Genomic DNA, 19,344 nt, shown 5'->3' with positions numbered 1-19,344 from the left:
GCCGGCCGCCCTATGTTCAGGGTCCTTCGTCCGGAAACCCACTGGCTCTTCCGCACACAACTGCAGAGTTGAGCTGAGCTCGAAAGAGTGGGAATCCAACAACCGACGGTCTTTGGTAGTTCAAGCTTAGGGGACGGCCCTGTGCATTACCAAATCGGGCATTACCAAATCGGCAGTCCCTCCGCCACCAGGACCTAACTCCTCCTCGGCCCAAGGTCCGGCAGTTCCTTCTGCCAGATCCCGGTGACTCCCGCCGTCGTGAACCCAAGCTGCAGGTTGACCGTGAGGAGGTACCGGTTTTCCGGCGCGTTCCAGGTGTAGATCACCCGCGCAGCGGGAAACTGCTCGGTGAGGCGTTCCATATTGGCCACCTTGATGAGCAGGCCGAGCTTGTTGCCGCGGTGCGCCTGCAGCACCACCGTGTCGTCCTGGAAGACGACGTCCTGCCGCTGCGCCAGGACGCTGATGGTGGTCAGCCCCACGAGCGCCCCGGTGGCAATGTGTTCGACGGCGGTCACCACCGTGCGCCGCCCCTGGGAGATGGTGACTTCCTCGGCTTCCCTCAGGATCCGGGCATCGAAGACTATGTCGTCGGTCCCCTCTACCGGTCCGGCGTCGCCGCCGGCCTGGTTTTCGAGGGCTGCCACCGATTCCAGCCAGCGCTCCGGGCAGCGGTCGGTCCAGTGGTGCAGGCGGTAGCGGCCGTTGTTGGCTTCCTGCGCCTCCGCCTCAAGCTCGGCCACAAGCTTGCTGTCCAGGGGCAGCACGCATGAGCTGAACTGTTCGATGTGCTGCAGCGTGTAGCCGGTACGCTGGGCGAACTCCACCTCGCGGCTCCCCAAGGGCACATAGCCCTGGCCCGATCCGGGCACCAGCTGCTCGGGCGCGAATTCGTGCAAGGACGCACCGGGATGGTTGGTGTCCACGAGAATCATGGTGCGGCCCTCGTTCCGGGCAAAGTGCTCGGCGGCTTCCAGCAACTGCCTGCCCACGCCCTGGCGCTGGTACTCGGGGAGGATGTCCAGGGTGAATTCGGCAAGGTCCAGGTTGTCGGCGAGGGGCAGGGCGATATCCACGGTACCCACGATGTCGTCGCCGATCTTCGCCACGAGGATGACCTGGCGCTCGTACGGGTCTTCCAGCTCGAGGAGCTTTTCCAGCGGCGTGTAGGCGAGGTCGTCACTCCCCCAGGTATCCATCCGGACCTTGCGCCCCACCTCGACAGCGGCGAGGAAATCCGCCGCGTCGGCAGCATCCACTGAGTCCGGAATCCACAACCGCTCGATCCGCACCTCTATTGCCATCATCCCCAGCCGTTCCGCCGCTTGCCGTGAAGGCTGCGGGCTTGAGTCCACGCGGTGTATCCGTCGCCAGCATATGCCGGTTAGCGCCGGCGCTGCCACTCGCCGTCGTACCCAGCCGGACGGAAGCCCAGCGCCACATTGATGGCCAGCATGTGGTCATTCTCTGCAGCATTGAATGTCAGGACCCGTTCCACTTCGGGATGCTCCCGCTGCAGGCGCCGCAGGTTGCGCACCTTGACCAGCATCCCCAGCCGGTGTCCGCGGTGCGCCTTGGCCACGAGCGTGTCGTCCTGCTCGGCCAGCCACGGCTTGTCGTCCGAGTGCTGCAGCACCGAGTAGGCAGCCAGTTCGCCGCTCGCCTTATGCCGGGCCACCGCCACCAGCGACTCCAGGCCCGCCCGCTTCCACTCGTCCTCGACGTGCCGGACGCGCGGGGCGTCCCAAACCTCGGCGTCGTAATGCAGCGCACCTGCCGGCGAGTCCGTGCTCATCCTGGACATGAGCGCGGCCATCTGTTCTACGTGCTCATCCGGGCAGCGGTCGGTCCAGCCGAGGATTTCATACTGGTCCCCGGCAATGCCGGCGGCCTCGCGTTCCAGTGCGTCCAGGACACCGTCCGACGGCGGCATGTCCAGTGCGCTGAAACGCGTCACCTGCTCGAGGGTGTAACCGGCCGCCACGGCGAAACGGACGCCGCGCGCCGTGGCCGGGACCCCGCCCGTCCCGGTTCCAGGCCTCAGGATCCCCGGGCCGTCCAGGTCGAAACCGGGGGCGTGTTCAGTGAAACTCTGCAGGGTGCTGCGTCCGTCCTCCGTTGCCAGTGCCTCGGCGTGCCGGAGGAGGGCCAGTCCGATACCCCGGCCGCTGAACCCGTTAAGGACGTCTACCCTCAGGAACGCATCCTGAAGGTTTTCCTTTTGCGTAAGCCTGACCCAGGACCTTGCCACCATGCGGCCGTCCAGCCGAACGAAGAAGAGCCGCAGCTTCGAGTAGTCGTCGTCACGCCACGATTCCAGTCTGGCCTTCGGCGGCGCTGCCCGGTCCAGGTTGCCCCAGAGCTCCAGCACCACGGCATCGCTGAGGTCGCTGAACTCGAGGAAGTCCGTGGCGTCGGGCGCGTCAAGTGACGCAGGCAGGAAAAGCGGCTCGATCCGGTAGGAGGGCGTCGTCACCGGATCAGCCTAGCCGCAACACCTTGGGTCCGACAGAGCCCCCTCCGGAGCGGGCCGGCGCGCTTACCGGAGTCCCGCCGTCGAGCTCCAGGGAACCAAAACGCCGCCGGAATGCAAAAGGACCGCCCGGCAAACGCCGGACGGTCCTGCTGCTTGGGCCGGAAAACCGGACGAGGTTCGCGAGACTTATGCCTCGATGAGAACCTTGGTGACGTTGGGGTCAACGGAGATGCCGGGACCGAACGTGGTGGCAACCGTTGCCTTCTGGATGTAGCGGCCCTTGGAAGCGGACGGCTTCAGGCGGAGCACCTCTTCGAGGGCAGCGGCGTAGTTCTCGGCCAGCTTGACGGAGTCAAACGAAACCTTGCCGATGATGAAGTGCAGGTTGGAGTGCTTGTCGACGCGGAAGTCGATCTTGCCGCCCTTGATGTCGTTGACAGCCTTCGTGACATCGGGGGTGACGGTGCCGGTCTTCGGGTTCGGCATCAGGTTACGCGGACCCAGGACCTTACCGAGGCGGCCAACCTTGCCCATGAGGTCAGGGGTGGCAACGGCTGCGTCGAAGTCGGTCCAGCCGCCGGCGATCTTTTCGATCAGGTCGTCGGAACCAACGAAGTCGGCGCCGGCAGCGATTGCTGCTTCGGCCTTCTCGCCCGTGGCGAACACGAGGACGCGGGCGGTCTTACCGGTGCCGTGCGGCAGGTTGACGGTGCCGCGGACCATCTGGTCAGCCTTGCGGGGGTCAACACCCAGGCGGAATGCAACCTCAACGGTGGCGTCGAACTTGGACGGGTTGGTGTCCTTGGCGAGCGTCACTGCCTCGAACGGCGCGTAGAACTTCTCCGCGTCGATCTTGGCTGCGGCTGCCTCGTATGCTTTGCTGCGCTTTGCCATGCTGCTTATTTCTCCTTGTGCAGTTGTGGTCTGCGGACCGCGCTGGGCCCTGCCACAGTCAGCATTCCCGGGATGGACTGCTGACATTACGGTTTGTGCCGGTTGTCCGGCAATGGTGCCGGTTTCCCGGCGGTGCTGCCCGGCGTCGTTCCCGGTTTCCCGGAAGTGGCGCCGCATCAGCGGGAAGGGACTAACCCTCGACGGTGATACCCATGGAGCGGGCGGTGCCGGCGATGATCTTCGCTGCGCCTTCGAGGCTGGTGGCGTTGAGGTCTTCCATCTTGGTGGAGGCGATCTCGTTGACCTGTGCCTGCGTCAGCTTCGCAACCTTGACGGTGTGCGGGGTAGCCGAACCCTTGGCGACGCCTGCAGCCTTCTTGATGAGCTCTGCAGCCGGCGGGGTCTTGGTGATGAACGTGAACGAACGGTCTTCGTAGACCGTGATTTCAACAGGAATAACGTTGCCGCGCTGGGCTTCCGTCGCAGCGTTGTACGCCTTGCAGAATTCCATGATGTTGACACCGTGCTGGCCAAGCGCAGGACCGATCGGCGGGGCCGGGTTAGCGGCACCTGCCTGGATCTGCAGCTTGATGAGGCCGGTGACCTTCTTCTTGGGAGCCAATGTAGGGTCCTTCTCTCAAATGCGTCCTGGGACACAGGAGCGTGCCTCAGGTGGTTGGCCGCCATGGCGAGGCGGCCGGCCGTTCCGGAACTGCTAAAGCGGGCCGTTCCGGAGCGAAATCTGTGGTGATCAGTTAGATCTTGGTGACCTGGTTGAAGGCCAGCGTGACCGGGGTCTCGCGTTCGAAGATGGACACCAGCACCACGAGGGTCTGGGAATCGACCTTGATCTCGGAGATCGTGGCGGGAAGGGTCTCGAACGGGCCTTCCTTGACGATGACCGATTCGCCGACCTCGAAGTCGACGTCGACCTGCGCGGCAGCCTGCTTGGCGGGCTTGCCCTTCTCGGCCTGCTCTTCTTCGAAGACCGGGGCCAGCATGGAGAAGACCTCATCGAGCCGCAGCGGAACCGGGTTGTGGGCGTTGCCCACGAAGCCAGTGACGCCCGGAGTGTGGCGGACGGCGCCCCAGGAGGCGTCCGTCAGGTCCATGCGGACCAGCACGTAGCCGGGGATGCGGACGCGGTTGATGACCTTGCGCTGAGCGTTCTTGATCTCAACGACTTCTTCCATGGGAACCTGGATTTCGAAGATGTAATCTTCCATGTCCAGGGTCTGGATGCGGGTCTCAAGGTTGGCCTTGACGCGGTTCTCGTAGCCGGCGTAGGAGTGGATGACGTACCAGTCACCCTCCTGGCGGCGCAGCTTTGACTTGAACTCCGCGGCGGGATCCGTGGCCTGGGCGGCAGCGGCGGCCAGGACATCGGTCCCTTCGGCGCCTTCCTCGGCGTCCTCTCCGGTCACGTCGCCAGCGACGTCGGTTTCAGCGTCAGCTTCAGCGTCAGCGGTCTCGTCGTCGGCGTCAGTATTGGCCTCGTCAGCGTCGCCGTCGTACTCGGCATCGCCTTCGGAATCGGGCGCAGCAGACTCAACCTCGGAACCCTCGGCGGACTCAGCCGCGGGGTTCTGGGTTTCATCCAGCTCAGTCTCAGTTACCTCGAGCTCCTGCTCAGACACTTGGTCTCCTGCTTCCTCATTGCCTAATTGCCTATTTAAATGGCTCAATTCCGCACACCCCGCAACTCCCGCCGATTCCGGTCGGGAGTCCACGCGGTCTGCGGACCGATCGCCTTAGCGGTCCCCGGCGCCTGTACCGCCGAAGACCCAGCCCACCGCGGTGCCGAACCCCAGGTCCAGCAGCGTGACGATCACCATCATGATGACCACGAATACGAGCACCACGAGCGTGTAATTGATCAGTTCCTTGCGGGTGGGGGCGACGACCTTCTTCAGCTCGCCAATGACCTGGCGAACGAAGAGTGCGATGCGAGCGAAGAAGCCGGCCTTGGCGGCCTTCTTTGCGGGGCGGCCCTTGGAGCTGCTGGCAGCTGTTTCGGTCACCTGTTCCTCACTCATCCTCGCAAGTCGGATTACCCGGCTCTGAACTGAACCTTTGGTTGCTGCGCTTGCTCCGGCTTTTCACCGGAACAGCCTGCGCAGGGCAGACAGGACTCGAACCTGCAACCTGCGGTTTTGGAGACCGCTGCGCTACCAATTGCGCCACTACCCTATGGATCAAAAACCGATAAAGGCCGCACTTTCCCAAGGACATCTGGGGCGCAAGTCATCATCTGTGTTTTCAACACCGGAGAACCAGTCTACGCAACAACTGCGCTTACGTCGAACCAGCCTCATTTCGGACCGTTTTTCAGCTTCAGGATCCGCGCCGCATCGCAGTCACAAATCCGCGTTCCACCTCGAACGATCCGGTGAACAGCATAGAGTAGATTCCGTCGAATCCCACCATTCAGCTCTCCAGCTGCAAGCGAAGAACGGACCCGCCATGTCTGCCGCCCGCGTTTCCCAACGCATTTCCGCCATTGCCGAATCCGCCACCCTGGCCGTCGACGCCAAGGCCAAGGCGCTGAAGGCGGCGGGCCGGCCGGTGATTGGCTTCGGTGCGGGCGAGCCCGACTTCCCCACTCCGGACTACATCGTCCAGGCCGCGATCGACGCCGCCAGCCAGCCGAAGTACCACCGCTACTCCCCCGCCGGCGGTCTGCCCGAGCTGAAGAAGGCAATCGCCGAGAAGACGTTCCGGGACTCCGGCTACAAAGCGGACCCGTCCCAGGTGCTGGTAACCAACGGCGGCAAGCAGGCCGTCTACAACACGTTCGCCACCCTCGTGGATCCGGGCGACGAAGTGATCGTGCCCACGCCGTTCTGGACCACCTACCCCGAGGCCATCCGCCTCGCCGGCGGCGTCCCGGTGGAGGTCTTTGCCGGCCCGGAGCAGGACTACCTGGTGACCGTGGAGCAGCTCGAAGCCGCCGTCACGGACCGTACCAAGATCCTCCTGTTCGTGTCGCCGTCGAACCCCACCGGCTCCGTCTACTCGCCCGAGCAGGTCGCCGAAATTGGCAAGTGGGCCGCCGCCAAGGGCCTGTGGGTGGTCACCGACGAGATCTACGAGCACCTGACGTACGACGGCGTCCCCTTCACCTCCATCGCCACCGCCGCCCCCGAACTGGGCGACAAGGTTGTGATCCTGAACGGTGTTGCCAAGACCTATGCGATGACCGGCTGGCGCGTGGGCTGGATGATCGGGCCTGCCGACGTCATCAAGGCCGCCACCAACCTGCAGTCGCACGCCACCTCCAACGTGTCCAACATCCCGCAGATCGCTGCCCTTGCAGCCGTCTCCGGCCCGCTCACCGCGGTGGACGAGATGAAGGTCGCCTTCGACCGCCGCCGGAAGGCCATCGTGGCTGGGCTGAACGCCATCGAAGGCGTTGAATGCCCGACGCCGAAGGGCGCCTTTTACGTGTACGCGGACGTCCGCGCGCTGTTGGGTAAGGAATTCCCGACGGCGAACGGCACCGCCCGCCCGGAGACTTCGGCCGCGCTTGCCGCGCTGATCCTGGATGAGGTGGAGGTGGCCGTGGTTCCCGGCGAGGCTTTCGGCCCGTCCGGCTTCCTTCGGCTCTCCTACGCCCTGGGCGACGAGGACCTCGCCACCGGTGTCGGCCGCCTGCAGGACTTCCTCGGCAAGGCGCAGTAACCCCAAAACGCTCGATCACATCCTGCAGGAAATCCACGGACCCTGCCTCAGATCCTGCAGAGAATCCCTAAACGCTCCCGCACCAATAAATTTTGGTGCGGGAGCGTTGGCGTTTCGGCAGCAGGAGGTGAGGAAGCGTTAGGGGAAAGGCGGCAGGAGGTGAGGAAGCGTCTGGGCTAGAGGAGGCGGCGCTCGGCGGCCCACTTGGTCAGTTCGTGGCGGCTGGACAGCTGCAGCTTCCGCAACACGGCCGAGACGTGGGTTTCCACGGTCTTGATCGAGATGAAGAGCTCCTTGGCCACCTCCTTGTAGCTGTAGCCACGGGCGATCAGCCGCATCACCTCGAGTTCCCGGGCGGAGAGCTTGTCCAGCTCGTCGTCGGCAATGTCGGCCGGGGCGGTGCCGAATGCGTCCAGGACAAAGCCTGCCAGCCGCGGCGAGAACACCGCGTCGCCGCCGGCAACTCGGAACACGGCGTCGGTGATCTCCGCGCCGGAAATGGTCTTTGTAACATAGCCGCGGGCCCCGGCGCGGATGACGGCCACCACGTCCTCGGCCGCGTCGGAAACGCTGAGGGCAAGGAAACGCGTGGCTCCCAGGAGCGCGGCGGACCCGGTGATGACTTCCCGTCCTCCCCCGCCTCGGCCGCCGGGCAGGTGCACGTCCAGCAGCACGACGTCGGGCCGTGCTGCTGCAATAACTTCGACGGCCTGTTCCACGGTGCCAGCCTCGCCGACCACCACCACGCCCGGGTCCAGGTCAGCCTTGAGGCCGGACCGGAAAATCGCATGGTCATCCACGATCACCACCCGCACGGTTCGTCCCGCCGCGCCTGCCCCTGCTGGTGTACTCATGACTTCCCTTCCCCGTTGTCCGCGACGTCCGCCGGCAGCCTGAGGCGCACCTCCGTGCCGTCGGGACTGCTGTTGATTGCGGCGTTGCCGCCGTGCCGTTTCATCCGGCCAATGATCGATTCGCGGACGCCCAGCCTGTCGTGCGGGACGTTGTGCAGTTCAAAGCCCGGGCCGCGGTCTTTGACGAAGACTTCCGCGCCGCCGTCGGACACCTCGAGATACACAGAGACGGGACCGCCGCCGTGACGGGCGGCGTTCAGCATGGCCTCGCGGCTGGCCTGGACCAGCGCTTCGTGGCGCTCGGTCATCTCCGTGTCGCCCACGGTCACGACGTCGACGGCGTTACCGAGGCCGTCCTCAACCTCCGCGGCGGCCGCCTTGATCCGGTCCGAGAGCTGGCCGGCGTCGCGCGCCGGATCCTTGAAGAGCCAGCCCCGCAACTCGCGCTCCTGAGCCCTGGCCAGGCGGACGACATCGTGCTCGTTGCCGGCGCGGCGCTGAATGAGGGCAAGCGTCTGCAGCACGGAGTCGTGCAGGTGCGCGGCGATCTCGGCCCGTTCGGTCTCCCGCACGCGGCCCGCCCGTTCGGTCTCCAGGTCACGCCAGAACTTCAGGCCCCAGGGCAGGAGCACCAGCGCCACGCCGCCCAGCACGGCCACGGACGCGAGCAGCGCGAGCCAGGTCTGCTGCCATGAGCCCGACCCGGAGACCATGACCAGCACCCCCGCCACCACGAGTGCCAGGCCCGCCGCCAGCCGCGCCCAGCCGCCGGCTTGGTCCGCCTTGGTCTTGTCCACCAGCCCGGCCCGGCGGGTCTCATCCAGCTGCATCCACGCGATGGCGGCGCCGCCGAGTATCGCAGCCGCCGGGATCAGCGTGCCGAGGGGCACCTCCACGCCCAGCAGCCTGGCGATCAGGATCGCCGCGACGAGCAGGAGCCCGGCGCCCAGCAGGATCTCCTTGCCGTAGCGCATGCTCCGGATCCGGAACCAGGTGCCGGACCCGGGAGCGGCGGCCGGCGCCGGGGGCTGGAAGGCGGTGCCGGCGTCGTACTCTCCCGCAGGCGGAGGGGCGGCGTGAGGAAAAGGTACTGTGCCGAATGAAGGGGCGGGGGCCGGGCCGGGCTGCAAGCCCACGGGCGGCAGGCTTACGGCGGGGGCAATGGGCGACGCCGGACGGCGGGCATTGCGCTTGGCGTTCTCGTCCGCGGTGGGAACCATGATCCACAGCCATCCGTAGAATGCGAGGCCCGCACCGCCTGCGAAGGCAGCCACCACCATCCCGGTCCGGACCATGCGCACCGGCCAGCCAAGATGGACCGCCAGTCCGGAGCAGACGCCGGCGATCACGCGGTCGCTGCTGCGGACCAGAGGTGGGCGGACAGGGACTGTGGTCATGCATCAATCCAAACACGGATCAGGGTTCCAGAGTCCCGTTGTGAGGGTGAACCCGGGGTAAGTCAGGGGCCGCTCAGGGTGTTCCCCAATAGAGGACTGACCAGCGCAAACGGCAATATCGAAGTATGAACTCGCAGAACCCCAACCCCAATGAAGGCCAGCAGCCGGGCACCCCGTCCGAGGGCAGCACCGGCCAGGAACCGGAGCTCCCCGCAGCGCGGGAACAAACAGGGCCGGAAAACATTGCGCCGGAAAACCCCGAACCGGAAACCCACGCCGTGCCGGAAAACCCCGCGCAGGAAAATCCCACGGAGCCGCTGTTCCCGTCTCCCGCCGCGGACGAACCACCGCACACTTCCGCTGGAGCCACCCCTCCCTCCGGAACGCGCGCCGGGTCCAGTTCCGGAACCAACACCGGGTCCGGTTACGGTGCTCCCGCCCACGGCGCTCCTGGTTACGGCCGTGCCGCCCAGCCGCTGAACTTCTTCGACTGGATCCGCAGCCACGGGATAAACCGGGGACGCGACCGCTGGATCGGCGGCGTCTCGAGCGGCATTGCGGAAAGGATGGGCATCGATCCCCTGATCGTGCGCGGCATCTTCATCGTGCTGACGCTGTTCGCAGGCATCGGCGTCCTCCTGTACGGCCTCGGCTGGGCACTGCTGCCGGAGCCCGACGGCCGCATCCATACCCAGGAGGCTGGCGCCGGCCGCTGGAGCACGGGCATGACCGGCGCACTCATCACCTCGATCATCGGCCTCACCGGCATGGGCGGCGGCTTCTGGGGATGGGGCCACGACGGCTTCGGCTTCTTCTGGGCCCTGTTCTGGATCGGCGGCGTCATCTACCTCATCTACTTCCTGACCCAGCGCAACAAGAACCGCACTGGTGCAACGATGAACGGGACCACCGGCCGCCGGCCGGCATACGGCTATGCCGGCACCGCCAACTCACCTGCCGCTGCCGCGGCCGGATCCTCCGCATCTACATCGCAGTTCCAGGCGTCCACCTTCACTGCCGGAAGCCCTGCGCCTACCCAGCCCTACACGGTGCCGCCGACTCCGGACGCCATCCCGTCATACGGCCCCGCAACCCCGTACGGCTCCGCAACCCCGTACGGCTCCACAGCCCCCACAGCCCGTTACGGGGGCGGCACTCCGCCGCGCCGGCCCGCCCCGGTCCCGACGCCGGCACCCAAGCCGCGGCCGAGCGGCCCCGGAGCCCCCGCCGTGGCCATCACCGCCGGACTGGCGCTGCTGGCGGGCGGCACGCTCAAGGCGCTCGACGCCGGCAACCTCATTGATCTCGGCAACTCGGCCAACGCCGTGGTCTGGGCAGCCGGTGCAGCGGTCCTTGGCCTTGGCATCCTGCTGGCCGGGATGCGCGGCAGGACCTCGGGCGTTCTCGGGTTCTTCGCCGTGGTGGCGCTCATCGTCGGCGGCATCTTCAGCGCCGTGCCCAACGGTGACCGGTTCCGCTTCCAGAATGCGGACTGGAACCCGGTCAGCATCGAACAGGCCCGCCAGGGCTTCCAGATCACCGGAGGCCGCGGAACTGTGGACCTGACCGGCCTGAACCTGAACCCGCCCCTGGGCACCGACGTCGTAATTCCCCTCGACGCCACAGCAAGCAACGTGACGGTGGTCATTCCGCGTACCGTGCCGGTGGATGTCCGGGCCGACATGACCCTGGGGAACCTGAACGAGGGCGTGGACAGCCGAAGCGGCATCACTTCCCGGCAAAGCAGCTACAACTCGGACAAGCCCGGCGCCCGGCTGATCCTCCAGATCGACGGCACAGTGAGCAACATCACCATCCAGGAAGGAAACTGACATGAGCAGTTTTGATCCGTCACCGGAAACAAACCCCGCGCCCAAACCGCCCAGCGCGGGCAACAACGAACCCGCCGCAGCGCCCGCACGGGTGGGCACCATCGTCTGGGGACTCGTGGTCCTCGCCCTGGCCGTCCTGATCACCGTCTCCCAGCTGGGGATCGTGGTCCTGAACGGGACATACGTGCTGATCGGCCTGATGATCGGGGCCGGGGCCGCGCTGGTGATCGGCGGACTGCTCGCAGCACGGAAACGTGACAACAGCACAACAAACGGGAAGTCTTAAACCATGGAAAAGTTCTACAGCATTGTCAGGGGCCTTGGCCTGAAGCGCGGACCCCAGCGCTGGCTGGGCGGCGTGTGCGGCGGAATCGCCGGGAAACTGAACGTGGACGTGGCATTCGTCAGGATCGCATTTCTGCTCTTCTGCCTGCTGCCCGGCCCGGCCGTCGTGTTCTACCTCGCGGCGTGGCTGATCCTGCCGGACCAGAACAACTCGATCGCGCTTGAGTCCTTCCTCGAAAAGCGCGGCACAGGCCGGTAGAGCCTCGGGCGGGCAATCGCCGTCGTCCATTCATGCAGTGTCCCCGTTCCGTCCGGAACGGGGACACTGTGCTGTCCCGGCCCTTACCCGTCCCGGTAGCCGGGACTTGGTGTCCGGGGGCCCCGGTCTCCAGACCCCCGCGGCTGTAACCGTTTGTGTCCTACCCCACACTCCGCACTAGAATCTCTAATTGAGCTCAGCGTGGCGCTCTGCCCGTAAAACCTTCGAACCAGGATTTGAGCCAAGAAAATGAAAATCGGAATCCTCACCAGCGGCGGCGACTGCCCCGGACTTAACGCGGTCATCCGCGGCGCCGTCCTCAAAGGCATCGCCATCCACGGCCACGAATTCGTGGGGTTCCTCGACGGTTGGCGCGGAGTGGTTGAGGGTGACATCATCCCCATTCCCCGTACTCTTGTCCGCGGTATTGCCAAGCAGGGCGGCACCATTCTGGGCACATCCCGCACCAACCCGTTCGAGAACGGGGGCGGCCCGGACGTCATCAAAGCGCACATGGACCGGCTGGGGATCGACGCCATCATCGCCATCGGCGGCGAAGGAACCCTCGCGGCCGCCAAGCGCCTCACCGACGCCGGTCTAAAAATCGTCGGCGTTCCCAAGACCGTTGACAACGACCTCGACGCCACGGACTACACGTTCGGCTTCGACACCGCCGTGCAGATTGCCACCGAGGCCATCGACCGGCTGCGGACCACCGGCGAATCCCACCACCGCTGCATGATCGCCGAGGTCATGGGCCGCCACGTCGGCTGGATCGCCCTGCACGCAGGCATGGCCTCGGGCGCCCACGCCATCCTGATTCCGGAGCAGAAGACCAGCATCGAGCAGATCACCAAATGGGTGACCGAGGCCCATGACCGTGGCCGTGCGCCGCTGGTGGTGGTGGCCGAGGGATTCGTGCCGGAGCACATGGAATCGCCGCACTCCGAACGCGGGCTGGACACCTTCGGCCGGCCTCGGCTGGGCGGGATCGCCGACCAGCTGGCCCCGGAAATCGAAGCCCGCACCGGCATTGAGACCCGCGCCACCATCCTGGGCCACATCCAGCGCGGCGGCGTCCCCTCCGCTTTCGACCGCGTCCTCGCGACCCGGCTCGGCATGGCCGCCGTCGACTCCGTGGTCGAAGGCCGCTGGGGCACCATGGTGTCGCTGAACGGCACCGACATTGACCACGTGGGCTTCGAAGCCGCGCTGGGCAAGCTCAAGACCGTCCCGCAGCACCGCTACGACGAGGCCGCGGTCCTCTTCGGCTAAGCCCGCTCCACACTGGGCGGCGCGAACTGGCAGATAATGCCCTGTTCTTTGGTTTTTGAGGGCATTATCTGCCAGTTCGCGCTTCTCGGTAGGCTGGGATCATGAGTCTTGACCCCGGATCCGCCGCCATCATCCAGCTTGCCTGGGCGCGCCGCCTGGGGCTCGACGACGGCGCTTTCGCCCGTGCGCTGGAAACCGGCGAGCGGATCACCAGGGTTGACGACTCCGCGCGCTCGGTTGAGTTCGTGCGGCTGTTCGGCAGCTCGGCCCTAGTGGGTCCGCAGTGGGCGCTGGACGCCGCGGCCGGCATTTCGGACGAGGAGATGGCCCAGCACGTTACCCTGCTGACCATCACCCGCCGGCACGGCGGACACGGCCAGGGCTCTGCCGCGCTCTTCTTCGCGGACGACCTGCCGCTGCTGCAGCCCGCTGAGGAGCTGACGGTATCGCACGGCAACCCCGAAGCCATTGAGCTTGAAGGCCTGTGCCCCCCGGATGACGTAAACGAGGTGGGCCTGTCCGACCTCGAGAACCGGTACACCATCATGCACGACGACGAGGGGCAGCGCGCGCCGGTGGCCTGCGGTGCCTACTCCGAATGGGAAGGCATCCTGGCCAACATGGGGGTTCTCGTGGCGCCCGAGTGGCGCCGCCGGGGACTGGGATCGCTCGCGGCCTCGGTGGCTGCCCACGAAGCGCTGGCCTCCGGCCTGACCTTGCAGTGGCGCACCGACGTGAGCAACAAAGGTTCGCTGGCCACGGCACGCAGCCTCGGTTTTTCCACCGGCGGCATCCAAACCAGCGCGCTGCTCGGCTAGCCGCTAACGCGGCCGGCCGAGCAGCGCCCAGGCACCTAGCGCGTTGTCGCCTCCGCGTCCTGGTCTGCCGCCGGCCGCTGGCCGCCCCAGCCCTGGACCGCCTTGGGCGTGGCGAAGAACAGGGCCACCGCGGCGCCGAGCACAATAACAGCTGCCGGCAGCATGATCGACTGGCCCATCGCCGTCGAGAAGCCCTCATGGAGAGCGGGCGGCAACTGGCCGCCAAAACCGCCGGCCTCACCGGGAGCCCCTCCCGCTGCCGCCGGAAGTTCCGCAGCGAGTCTGGCCTGCATGAGGACGGCGATGGCGGCGCTGCCGAGGACAGCACCGATCTGCCGCGTGGTGTTGTACACGCCAGCGCCGGCACCTGCCTGCCGCGGCGGCAGGTTCCGGGTGGCGGTGGAGCTCAGCGGCGCCCAGATGCCGGCGTTCGCGAAGCCGAGCACCGCGCTGGGCAGCAGGAACAGCCACACCGGCGTGTCCGGATGCATGAGGGCTGAATTCCAGAACAGCGCCACCGCCATGAGCAGCAGCCCGGCGGACGTGATGTATTTGGGGTTAACGCGGTCGATGATCCGGCCCACCACGGGCGCGAGTCCGCCGGAAATCAGCGCCAGCGGCACCATCATGAGGGCCGACTGCGTCGGGGTCATATCCCGCACCATCTGGTAATAGAAAATCAACGGCAGGCCAAAGGCTGTCACGGTGAAGCCCACCGTGGTGATCCCGATGTTGGCGAGCGAGAAATTGCGGTCCTTGAACAGACCCAGCGGGAGCAGCGGCTCGCCCTTGTTAATCGCCTGCCAGCCGACAAAGAGCACAAGCACAACCACGCCGCTGATGATCAGCCCCCAGACCGTGACCGGCCCGGTGATGGTGCCCCAGTTGTAGGTCTCGCCTTCCTGGAGGCCGAACACGAGGAGGAAAAGGCCGACGGCGCTGAGCACCACGCCGGGGATGTCGAACTTGTGCGGGTGGGTGGTCAAGGACGGCACCAGGCGCCAGGCCAGGATGAAGCCGACGATCCCGATGGGTACATTGATGAAGAAGATCCACTCCCAGCCAAGCCCGTCCACCAGCACACCGCCGAGGATCGGCCCTACCAGCGTGGCCACGCCGGCAGTGGCACCCCACAGCCCCATGGCAGCGCCGCGCCGGTCCGGCGGGAAGATGCGCGTGATCACGGCCATGGTCTGCGGCGTCATTAGCGCCGCGCCCAGCCCCTGAAGGACGCGTGCCGCGATCAGCATCTCAACGTTGCCGGAGAGCCCGCACCACAGCGAGGCAAGGGTGAAGACCACGAGGCCGGCCAGGTACAGCCGTTTGGGCCCGAACCTGTCACCGAGCCTGCCGGTGACCAGCAGCGGCACCGCGTAGGCCAGCAGATAGGCGCTGGTGACCCAGATGACGGCGTTGATGTCCGTGTCCAGCCCCTCCATGATGCGCGGGTTGGCCACCGATACGATCGTGGTGTCGATCAGGATCATGAAGAACCCGATGACGAGGGACCAGAGTGCAGGCCACGGCCTGCTGACATTCTCCAAGTAGCTCAGCCCAGCAATTCCAGGATGTCGGCCCGGGCGAACATCTGGGCGGCGGCACGTGCGGAGGGGGTACCGGCGTCGGGATCTGCTCCCGCGTCAAGCAGCACCCGCGCGACGTCCGAGTAGCCCTTGAACACGGCGCCGGCCAGCGGTGTCTGTCCACGGTCGTTGGCTGCGTTGGCGTCGCCGCCGTGGTGGAGGATCAGTTGCACGGTTTCGGCAAAGCCGTGGTAGGCGGCGAGCATGAGCAGCGAGTCGCCCGCAGAGTTGGTCAGCGTGGCAGGAGCGCCGGCGTTGAGGTAGCTGCGCAGCAGCTCCGTCTCGCCGTTGCGGGCCGCGTCGAAGAGGGTATGCGCCAGGGCGAGGGTTTCCTCATCCGGCTGCTGCTGGGCCTGGTCCCCGGGCGCGGTGGAGTCTGTCATCTGTGGGTCCCCCTCAGGAATCCTGTCTGTCTTCCGACCACCTGGCCGGCGTCGGGCGCCACGATCACTTCCTGCGCGGCTGTGTACGGTTCATCCCCGTCCATTACCGTCAGTATTTCATCCGGCGCGACCGAACGCTTGATGACTGCCAGCGCGACGGGGCCCATCTCGTAGTGCTGCGCCACGGAGGTCACGGTGCCCACCTTGCGCTCCCCCACCCGGACCTCGCTGCCGGCGGCCGGCAAGGTGTGCTGGGAACCGTCGAGCTGCAGGAACACCAGGCGCCGCGGCGGGTGGCCAAGGTTGTGGACGCGGGCGATCGTCTCCTGGCCTTTGTAGCAGCCCTTGGCCAGGTGCACGGCGGTGCGCAGCAGGTCCAGTTCGTGCGGAATGGTCTTGTCGTCCGTTTCGGCGCCGAGCCGCGGACGCCAGGCAGCCACGCGAAGAGCCTCGGCGGAGAGGACGCCGGCGAGCCTGCGGTCCCCCACCGTTTGCTCGAGCTCCGCCGCGGGCACGAGGTATTCGAACCACGGGCGTTCGGCCCCGGGGTGGGTGTCCTCCGGGACCACGGAGTAGGCGTACCCGCCCGCCCCGACGTGCGGCCAGGGGTCCTGCCACACCTGCAGGCCAGCCCATTCGGGCACGGCCTTGGTGGATCCAACCACCGCCCAGTCGGCCGACACGTCCGCCACCTCGACACGGAGCATGAACTTCATCCTGGTCAGCCACTCGGCCAGGGGACCCGCTTCGGCCGCCTCGACGATCAGCCAGGTGGTCCCGCCGTCGTCCACCACACGCGCATCGAACTCGATGCGGCCCTGCACGCTCAGGAGCAGCAGCTCAGTAGACTCACCGGGCTGGAGATTGGTGACCTGCTGGGAGGACAGCGTGTTAAGCCAGCTCAGCCGGTCCGGCCCGGTGACCGTCACCACGCCGCGGTGGGAAAGATCGACGACGGCGGTTCCGGCAGCGAGGGCGCGCTGCTCCCGCAGCGGTTCGCCGTAGTGGGACGCGACGCCGGCGTCGGCGCCGCCCGCTTCAACGGCGCCAGGGCGCGACAACAGAGGGCTCTTGGTAGTCATATGAAGGGGAACGTCCTTGGCTGGGAGGGTATTCCGGCCACCTAGCGGTATTCCGGGTTTTCGAAACCAAACTTGGTTCCGGCCTTCCATTCTTCCGGAAGGTTACCGTAGGCAGGAATTCCGCCGGCGTCCTTGAGCGTCCGGGCCAGATGCAGGAGGTTCCACGTCATGAACGTGGTGTTCCGGTTCGTAAAGTCGCTCTCCGGACCGCCTGAACCCTCGTCCAGGTAGCTGGGTCCTGGCCCGACAGGGCCGATCCAGCCCGCGTCAGCCTGGGGCGGGATGGAGAAACCGATGTGCTGCAGGCTGTAGAGGACGTTCATGGAACAGTGCTTGATGCCGTCCTCGTTGCCGGTGATCAGGCAGCCGCCCACCTTCGGGTAAAAGGCCCACTGGCCCTTCTCGTTGAGCTGGCCCGAATGGGCGTAGAGCCGCTCGATGAGCTTCTTGGTCTGCGAGGAGTTATCCCCCAGCCAGATGGGTCCGGCCACCACCACGATGTCCGCGTCCTTGACGGCCGGGTACAGCTCCGGCCATTCGTCGGAAGCCCAGCCGTGCTCGCGCATGTCCGGGTAAACGCCGCTGGCGATGTCGTGGTCTACAGTCCGGATGACCCGGGTGGACACGCCCTGCTTCTCCATGATCAGCCGGCTCACCGTGATCAGGCCCTCGGTGTTGCTCTGCTCAGGCGAACGCTTGAGCGTGCCGTTGAAGTACACGGCTTTGAGGTCGCTGTAGTCAGCCGGCGGCTGGGATTCATCCATCGGACACTCCATCGGGTTGCTTTGGACTTAGGCATGGAGACCTGAGGCCAAAGTAGCCGAAACGGGGGCCGCGGAACAGGGTTTCGGAGCAGCGGGGTGCGGAGAGGCGAGGTCCGCAGAGGCAAGGTGCGGAGAGGCAGGGTGGCTGCGGTCAGGAGACCTTATTAAGGAACGCCGAGGCGTGGGCCTCGAGTCCATTGCCAGGCCCAGCAGCCGCGGAGCTAGCCGACGGGCTGCCGGTGGCCACATCCCACCGCCAGAGCAGGTTGCCGTCCACCAACCCGAAGATCCGGGTGGCCGCACTGTAGTCCTTGGAGTGGCTGCCGCGCATTACCATGTCGGTGCTGAGCTGGATCTGCGGGCCCTTGATCTGCCCGTAGTACAGCTCCGAGATGCCGCCCGGGTGGCTGATCGACACCGAGATGTCGAAACCGCCATCCTTGTTACGGAGAGCCTCAACCTCGTCGGCGCTTTTCAGCACTGGCACGATGTCCCCGGGAATCAGGCCGGGGCCGCTGTCGGCCTCCAGCTGTTTGCGCTCCAGGGCCCAAAATCCGGTCTCAACTGTGAGCGGCCGGAGCTTGGTGCCGTCCTCGTCGGTCAGCCAGCTTTCCGCACGGTATTGCAGGTACGGCAGACCGTTGTGGGTGAAGGAAACATGCTGCAGGAAGTGCTCTGAGCTTTCATCACCGGCCCCGAGCCGGCCACGACCCTCCCACTCACCGATGAGCCAGGAGAGGGGAACCAGTTCGGGGGTCAGGTCTGTAGGAATTTCAATAGGCACAGCCGCTACCTCTCGAAACTGCTAAGCAGGGTCTACCGCTGTCCTTTGAACAGACGGTAGACAACAAAACCGGCAAACCAGGCCATGGAAAGGCTGGCAACGCCGAGCAGGACAAGGAAGAAGATTTCAAATGCAAGTACGGACATGATGCCATCCTAACCCGTCAGGAGATGAGTAGTTTGTCTATGAAGTAGGCGAGCGAACCGACCGCCGAAATCGGCGCCAGGCCCATGCCTAGGGCAGCCGGAAAGTTCAGCGGAGCGCCCCGGAGAGTCACCAGCCGGCGGAAACTGACCAGGACCGCCCCGACCACCACGCCGAACACCGCCGCGGGCAAAACGGCGATGTCGGAGAACACCAGGCCGGCGAGCGGCCCGGCCAGTCCGGCCAGGATGATGCCCAGGGGCGCAATAATCCGGTCCGGCCAGCGGATGAGGCCGGCGAGCAGTGCGACGGCTGCGCTGATGCCTGCCACCAGCACCATCTCCTTGACACCGTTGAACCTGGTGCCGGCAATCCATCCGGACCCCAGGCAGGAGAGAAGGACGCCCACGCTGCAGCCGAGTGTCGACTCGAGGCGCTGCGCCTGGCCGGTACCGCGCACCAGTTGGACGATGAAGACGGCGGTGACACCGAGCGCAATGAAGCCGGGCGTCCAGTTGAGGAAGCCGGGGGCGGCGGCGAAAGTGGCCGCAACGGCCGACCCGGCCCCTGACAGTCCGATCACGGCAGCGAGGGTTTTCTTGGCCGGAATTCCCAGGTAGTGGGGCCAGCCGACGCCGATCCCCAGGGCAAAAAGCACGGCAACCGCGAGGAGGACGTCCGGAGTCCGGAAGACGCTGGCCACCAGCGTGGCCAGGCCCGCCAGGCCAACGACTCCAATGCTCCATGACTGGAGCGTCCGGCCGGCAGCGACAGGAGCGCTCACCTCGGGGGCAGGCCGCGGCGTACTCATCTCGGACTCTGCACTCAAATCT

The 19,344-nt window shown here is 66.2% G+C and carries 20 protein-coding genes and 1 tRNA gene; 6 read left to right on the top strand and 15 right to left on the bottom strand.

Translation table 11 applies throughout. The features are described from left to right. Positions 1 to 194: 194 nt before the first annotated feature. The 7 genes from DBZ45_RS17830 to DBZ45_RS17800 all read right to left on the bottom strand — a co-directional run bounded on the left by DBZ45_RS17830 (position 195) and on the right by DBZ45_RS17800 (position 5,560). Positions 195 to 1,304: a GNAT family N-acetyltransferase gene (locus DBZ45_RS17830; RefSeq protein WP_111905321.1), complete on the bottom strand. Its 1,110-nt coding sequence runs from the start codon at positions 1,302 to 1,304 to the stop codon at positions 195 to 197. 80 nt (positions 1,305 to 1,384) lie between these two features. Then, positions 1,385 to 2,476: a GNAT family N-acetyltransferase gene (locus DBZ45_RS17825; RefSeq protein WP_111905185.1), complete on the bottom strand. Its 1,092-nt coding sequence runs from the start codon at positions 2,474 to 2,476 to the stop codon at positions 1,385 to 1,387. Between the two features lie 186 nt (positions 2,477 to 2,662). Then, complete coding sequence (gene rplA / locus DBZ45_RS17820; RefSeq protein ID WP_111905184.1) at positions 2,663 to 3,370, bottom strand: 50S ribosomal protein L1; 708 nt, start codon at positions 3,368 to 3,370, stop codon at positions 2,663 to 2,665. Positions 3,371 to 3,560: 190 nt separating this feature from the next. Further along, positions 3,561 to 3,992 carry a 50S ribosomal protein L11 gene (gene rplK, locus DBZ45_RS17815; protein ID WP_003803853.1) on the bottom strand — a complete coding sequence of 144 codons (432 nt, stop codon included), beginning with the start codon at positions 3,990 to 3,992 and terminating at the stop codon, positions 3,561 to 3,563. A 133-nt stretch (positions 3,993 to 4,125) separates the two neighbouring features. Beyond that, complete coding sequence (gene nusG / locus DBZ45_RS17810) at positions 4,126 to 5,007, bottom strand: transcription termination/antitermination protein NusG (RefSeq protein WP_111905183.1); 882 nt, start codon at positions 5,005 to 5,007, stop codon at positions 4,126 to 4,128. A 114-nt stretch (positions 5,008 to 5,121) separates the two neighbouring features. Then, the gene (gene secE / locus DBZ45_RS17805; protein ID WP_111905182.1) at positions 5,122 to 5,406 is read right to left on the bottom strand and encodes a preprotein translocase subunit SecE; all 285 of its coding nucleotides are present in this window, start codon (positions 5,404 to 5,406) and stop codon (positions 5,122 to 5,124) included. Positions 5,407 to 5,487: 81 nt separating this feature from the next. Beyond that, positions 5,488 to 5,560, bottom strand: a tRNA-Trp gene (locus tag DBZ45_RS17800). Between the two features lie 273 nt (positions 5,561 to 5,833). Here DBZ45_RS17800 and DBZ45_RS17795 point away from each other — a divergent pair. Further along, positions 5,834 to 7,051 (top strand): pyridoxal phosphate-dependent aminotransferase, encoded by a 1,218-nt coding sequence (locus DBZ45_RS17795; protein ID WP_190243173.1) that lies wholly within the window; start codon positions 5,834 to 5,836, stop codon positions 7,049 to 7,051. 176 nt (positions 7,052 to 7,227) lie between these two features. On the opposite strand, the gene DBZ45_RS17790 is transcribed toward DBZ45_RS17795, so the two are convergent. Both DBZ45_RS17790 and DBZ45_RS17785 read right to left on the bottom strand, forming a co-directional pair. Further along, entirely contained in the window at positions 7,228 to 7,905 is a 678-nt protein-coding gene (locus DBZ45_RS17790) for a LuxR C-terminal-related transcriptional regulator (protein WP_190243172.1), read from the bottom strand. Further along, positions 7,902 to 9,302, bottom strand: a complete 1,401-nt coding sequence (locus DBZ45_RS17785) for an ATP-binding protein (protein ID WP_111905179.1) — start codon at positions 9,300 to 9,302, stop codon at positions 7,902 to 7,904. The genes DBZ45_RS17790 and DBZ45_RS17785 overlap by 4 nt, the downstream gene beginning before the upstream one ends. 125 nt (positions 9,303 to 9,427) lie before the next feature. Here DBZ45_RS17785 and DBZ45_RS17780 point away from each other — a divergent pair, with 125 nt between their 5' ends. From DBZ45_RS17780 to DBZ45_RS17760, 5 genes are all read left to right on the top strand, one after another. Next, on the top strand, positions 9,428 to 11,134 hold the full coding sequence (locus tag DBZ45_RS17780; protein ID WP_111905178.1) for a PspC domain-containing protein: 1,707 nt from the start codon (positions 9,428 to 9,430) through the stop codon (positions 11,132 to 11,134). Position 11,135: 1 nt separating this feature from the next. Next, positions 11,136 to 11,420 carry a hypothetical protein gene (locus DBZ45_RS17775; protein WP_111905177.1) on the top strand — a complete coding sequence of 95 codons (285 nt, stop codon included), beginning with the start codon at positions 11,136 to 11,138 and terminating at the stop codon, positions 11,418 to 11,420. 3 nt (positions 11,421 to 11,423) lie between these two features. After that, complete coding sequence (locus tag DBZ45_RS17770) at positions 11,424 to 11,678, top strand: PspC domain-containing protein (protein ID WP_111905176.1); 255 nt, start codon at positions 11,424 to 11,426, stop codon at positions 11,676 to 11,678. A gap of 249 nt (positions 11,679 to 11,927) precedes the next feature. Then, positions 11,928 to 12,953 (top strand): 6-phosphofructokinase, encoded by a 1,026-nt coding sequence (locus DBZ45_RS17765; protein ID WP_111905175.1) that lies wholly within the window; start codon positions 11,928 to 11,930, stop codon positions 12,951 to 12,953. Positions 12,954 to 13,054: 101 nt separating this feature from the next. Continuing rightward, a complete protein-coding gene (locus DBZ45_RS17760; RefSeq protein WP_111905174.1) occupies positions 13,055 to 13,771 on the top strand; it encodes a GNAT family N-acetyltransferase in 717 nt (238 codons plus the stop codon). Positions 13,772 to 13,806: 35 nt separating this feature from the next. Here the strand turns inward: DBZ45_RS17760 and DBZ45_RS17755 are convergent, their stop codons facing one another. The 6 genes from DBZ45_RS17755 to DBZ45_RS17730 form a co-directional block, all read right to left on the bottom strand. After that, positions 13,807 to 15,315, bottom strand: coding sequence for an MFS transporter (locus tag DBZ45_RS17755; protein ID WP_111905173.1), 1,509 nt, complete (start codon positions 15,313 to 15,315; stop codon positions 13,807 to 13,809). Between the two features lie 5 nt (positions 15,316 to 15,320). After that, the gene (locus tag DBZ45_RS17750) at positions 15,321 to 15,737 is read right to left on the bottom strand and encodes an ankyrin repeat domain-containing protein (RefSeq protein WP_111905172.1); all 417 of its coding nucleotides are present in this window, start codon (positions 15,735 to 15,737) and stop codon (positions 15,321 to 15,323) included. Next, positions 15,734 to 16,819 (bottom strand): CAF17-like 4Fe-4S cluster assembly/insertion protein YgfZ, encoded by a 1,086-nt coding sequence (gene ygfZ / locus DBZ45_RS17745; RefSeq protein WP_111905171.1) that lies wholly within the window; start codon positions 16,817 to 16,819, stop codon positions 15,734 to 15,736. The genes DBZ45_RS17750 and ygfZ overlap by 4 nt, the downstream gene beginning before the upstream one ends. Before the next feature lie 41 nt (positions 16,820 to 16,860). Next, positions 16,861 to 17,583, bottom strand: coding sequence for a flavodoxin family protein (locus tag DBZ45_RS17740; protein ID WP_440130531.1), 723 nt, complete (start codon positions 17,581 to 17,583; stop codon positions 16,861 to 16,863). Between the two features lie 151 nt (positions 17,584 to 17,734). Beyond that, complete coding sequence (locus DBZ45_RS17735) at positions 17,735 to 18,367, bottom strand: FABP family protein (protein ID WP_111905169.1); 633 nt, start codon at positions 18,365 to 18,367, stop codon at positions 17,735 to 17,737. Between the two features lie 163 nt (positions 18,368 to 18,530). Beyond that, on the bottom strand, positions 18,531 to 19,322 hold the full coding sequence (locus DBZ45_RS17730) for a permease (RefSeq protein WP_111905168.1): 792 nt from the start codon (positions 19,320 to 19,322) through the stop codon (positions 18,531 to 18,533). Positions 19,323 to 19,344 lie beyond the last annotated feature (22 nt).

This window comes from Arthrobacter globiformis (genome assembly GCF_003261175.1).
GTDB lineage: Bacteria > Actinomycetota > Actinomycetes > Actinomycetales > Micrococcaceae > Arthrobacter > Arthrobacter globiformis_A.
Note: the sequence above shows the minus strand (reverse complement) of the source record. Positions and strands in the feature narration are given on the sequence as shown.

Bases quoted from the DNA above. Each gene is read 5' to 3' on its own strand.
- rplA (WP_111905184.1), bottom strand. From the start codon at position 3,370: ATGGCAAAGCGCAGCAAAGCATACGAGGCAGCCGCAGCCAAGATCGAC.
- DBZ45_RS17765 (WP_111905175.1), top strand. From the start codon at position 11,928: ATGAAAATCGGAATCCTCACCAGCGGCGGCGACTGCCCCGGACTTAAC.
- DBZ45_RS17830 (WP_111905321.1), bottom strand. From the start codon at position 1,304: ATGGCAATAGAGGTGCGGATCGAGCGGTTGTGGATTCCGGACTCAGTG.
- DBZ45_RS17785 (WP_111905179.1), bottom strand. From the start codon at position 9,302: ATGACCACAGTCCCTGTCCGCCCACCTCTGGTCCGCAGCAGCGACCGC.
- DBZ45_RS17760 (WP_111905174.1), top strand. From the start codon at position 13,055: ATGAGTCTTGACCCCGGATCCGCCGCCATCATCCAGCTTGCCTGGGCG.
- DBZ45_RS17790 (WP_190243172.1), bottom strand. From the start codon at position 7,905: ATGAGTACACCAGCAGGGGCAGGCGCGGCGGGACGAACCGTGCGGGTG.
- DBZ45_RS17740 (WP_440130531.1), bottom strand. From the start codon at position 17,583: ATGGATGAATCCCAGCCGCCGGCTGACTACAGCGACCTCAAAGCCGTG.
- DBZ45_RS17750 (WP_111905172.1), bottom strand. From the start codon at position 15,737: ATGACAGACTCCACCGCGCCCGGGGACCAGGCCCAGCAGCAGCCGGAT.
- DBZ45_RS17770 (WP_111905176.1), top strand. From the start codon at position 11,424: ATGGAAAAGTTCTACAGCATTGTCAGGGGCCTTGGCCTGAAGCGCGGA.
- DBZ45_RS17780 (WP_111905178.1), top strand. From the start codon at position 9,428: ATGAACTCGCAGAACCCCAACCCCAATGAAGGCCAGCAGCCGGGCACC.
- secE (WP_111905182.1), bottom strand. From the start codon at position 5,406: ATGAGTGAGGAACAGGTGACCGAAACAGCTGCCAGCAGCTCCAAGGGC.
- DBZ45_RS17730 (WP_111905168.1), bottom strand. From the start codon at position 19,322: ATGAGTACGCCGCGGCCTGCCCCCGAGGTGAGCGCTCCTGTCGCTGCC.
- DBZ45_RS17795 (WP_190243173.1), top strand. From the start codon at position 5,834: ATGTCTGCCGCCCGCGTTTCCCAACGCATTTCCGCCATTGCCGAATCC.
- ygfZ (WP_111905171.1), bottom strand. From the start codon at position 16,819: ATGACTACCAAGAGCCCTCTGTTGTCGCGCCCTGGCGCCGTTGAAGCG.
- DBZ45_RS17775 (WP_111905177.1), top strand. From the start codon at position 11,136: ATGAGCAGTTTTGATCCGTCACCGGAAACAAACCCCGCGCCCAAACCG.